2 protein-coding genes are annotated in these 2,458 nt (G+C 70.5%); both read right to left on the reverse strand.

The features are described 5' to 3' along the window. On the reverse strand, positions 1–2,141 hold a 2,141-nt coding region (gene leuS, locus B9G38_RS15270), incomplete at its 3' end, for a leucine--tRNA ligase (RefSeq protein WP_233127238.1). A 105-nt stretch (positions 2,142–2,246) separates the two neighbouring features. Next, a partial coding sequence (locus B9G38_RS15275) for a hypothetical protein (RefSeq protein WP_143415510.1) occupies positions 2,247–2,458 on the reverse strand: 212 nt, incomplete at its 5' end.

Consider the following 2,458-nt stretch of genomic DNA (forward strand, 5'->3'; position numbering starts at 1 on the left):
CGGTAGCTCCGGAGCGTCCCCACGAGGTCCTGCGCCTCGCGGAGCGCGACGTTGAACGTCAGGTCGTCGTACTCCGCGCCCGCGATGGCGACCGCGGCGTCCGTCTCGTCGGCGACGTACTCGTCGATCTCGTCGCGCTCGGCGGCCTCGGCGTCGCCGTCGCCGGCGGTCACCACGTCGCCCGCGGCGTAGTCCCCGACGAGGCCGTCGAGCCGGGTCAAAAAGCGGTGGGTCGAGCGGACGCCCTCCTCGGACCAGTCGAAGTCGCGCTCTGGCTGGGCGGCCTCCATCATGAACAGCCGCGCGGTGTCGGCGCCGTACTCGTCGACGATGCGCTGGGGCGAGACGACGTTCCCCTTCGACTTGGACATCTTCTCGCCCTCCAGCTGGACCATCCCCTGCGCCAGCAGGTTCGTGAACGGCTCGCGGTGCGCTAAGTCCTCCTCGTCGGCGAGCACCTTCGTGAAGAACCGCGAGTACAGCAGGTGCATCACGGCGTGCTCGATGCCGCCGACGTACTGGTCGACCGGCATCCAGTCGTTCGCGCGGTCGAGGTCGAAGGGGGCGTCGTCGAGGGCCGGCGAGACGTACCGCAGGAAGTACCACGAGGAGTCGACGAACGTGTCCATCGTGTCGGTCTCGCGGGTCGCGGGCCCGCCGCAGTCGGGACAGGTCGTCTCCTGCCACTCGTCGGCGGCGTCCAGCGGGTTCCCGGTCGTGTTGATGAACTCGGGCAGCTCGACGGGCAGGTCCTCGTCGGGCACCGGCACGGCGCCGCAGTCGTCGCAGTGGACCATCGGGATCGGCGTCCCCCAGTAACGCTGGCGGGAGATCCCCCAGTCGCGCAGCTGGTACTGCGTGGCCGGCTCGGCGCTCTCGACGTCCTCGGTGATCCGCTCGCGGGCCGTCTCGCTGTCGAGGCCGCTGTACTCGCCCGAGTCGACGAGGACGCCGTCGTCGGTGAACGCCTCCTCCTCCACCTCGGGCGCGTCCGGGGCGGTCTCGCCGGCCGGGTCGTCCGGCTCCGGCGCGATCACGGGGCGGATCTCGACGCCCTTCTCGGTCGCGAACGCGTGGTCGCGCTCGTCGTGGGCGGGCACGGCCATCAGCGCGCCGGTCCCCACGTCCGAGAGGACGAAGTCGGCGACGAAGACGGGGATCTCCTCGCCCGTGGCGGGGTTGGTGGCGGTGAGCCCGGTCGCGACGCCGTTCGGCTCGTCGCCGTCGGGGTCGGCCTCCTCCTCGATGAACCGTCGGACGTCGTCGTCCTCCGCGGCCAGCTCCTCGCTGATCGGGTGGTCCGGCGCGAGCGCGAAGAACGTCGCGCCGTAGATGGTGTCGATCCGGGTCGTGAACGCGGTGACGGGGCCGTACTCCCGCGGCTCGGTCCCCTCGCCGCGTCCGTTCGAGGCGCTCCGCGCCTCGCTGACCTCGAAGTCCACTTCGCTCCCGTACTGCCGCCCGATCCAGTTGCGCTGCATCTGCCGGACCGAGTTCGGCCACCCCTCCAGCCCGTCGATGGCCTCCAGCAGCTCGTCGGCGTACTCGGTTATCTTCAGGAACCACTGGTCGAGCTCGCGGGTCTCGACGGGGGTGTCGCAGCGCCAGCACAGCTCCGCGTCGCCCTCGACCTGCTCGTCGGCGAGGACGGTCTCGCAGGAGGGACACCAGTTCACCTCGGCGTCGCGGCGCTCCACGAGGCCGGCCTCGTGGAAGCGGCGGAACAGCCACTGGTTCCACCGGTAGTAGTCGGGGGTACAGGTGGTGACCTCGCGGTCCCAGTCGTAGCCGAACCCCATCGACTTCATCTGTCCCTTCATCGTGCCGATACAGTCGAACGTCCAGTCGCGGGGGTTCGTGTCGCGCTCCTTGGCGGCGTTCTCGGCGGGCAGCCCGAACGCGTCCCACCCCATCGGGTGGAGCACGTCGTCTCCCCGCATCCGGCGGTAGCGCGCGTACGCGTCCGTGATGGTGTAGTTGCGGACGTGGCCCATGTGGAGCTTCCCGGACGGGTACGGGTACATCCCGAGGACGTACGTCGGGTCCGAGGCCTCGTCCGGGACGTGGTAGACGTCGGCGTCGTCCCACGCCTCCTGCCAGCGTTCCTCGACCGTCGCGTGGTCGTATCCCTCCTGAGACATCTGCTTATATACCCGTGGTCGGCTCGGCGTCGTATAGCTTTCCATCCAGTGGTGGGCCGTGACACGCGGCCCCGCGGGCCGCAACGGCGTCGAGCCCGCTGTCGCCTACAGCTTCTCGGAGTTCCGCGCCTGCTCGACGCGCTTGGTCGCCTGTTCGATCCGCTTTCCGGTCGCGTTCGCGAGCCCGGGCGGGAGCCCGGCCCGCGCGGCCGCGAGCCGCTCTTCGATCCGCGCGATCCGGTCGAGCACGTTCGCCAGCTGTCGATTCGTGCCCTCGGCGTCGCCCTCGCGGGCGCGCTCCTCGGCCCGCCTCGCTT

This window comes from Halorubrum sp. SD612 (assembly GCF_002135005.1).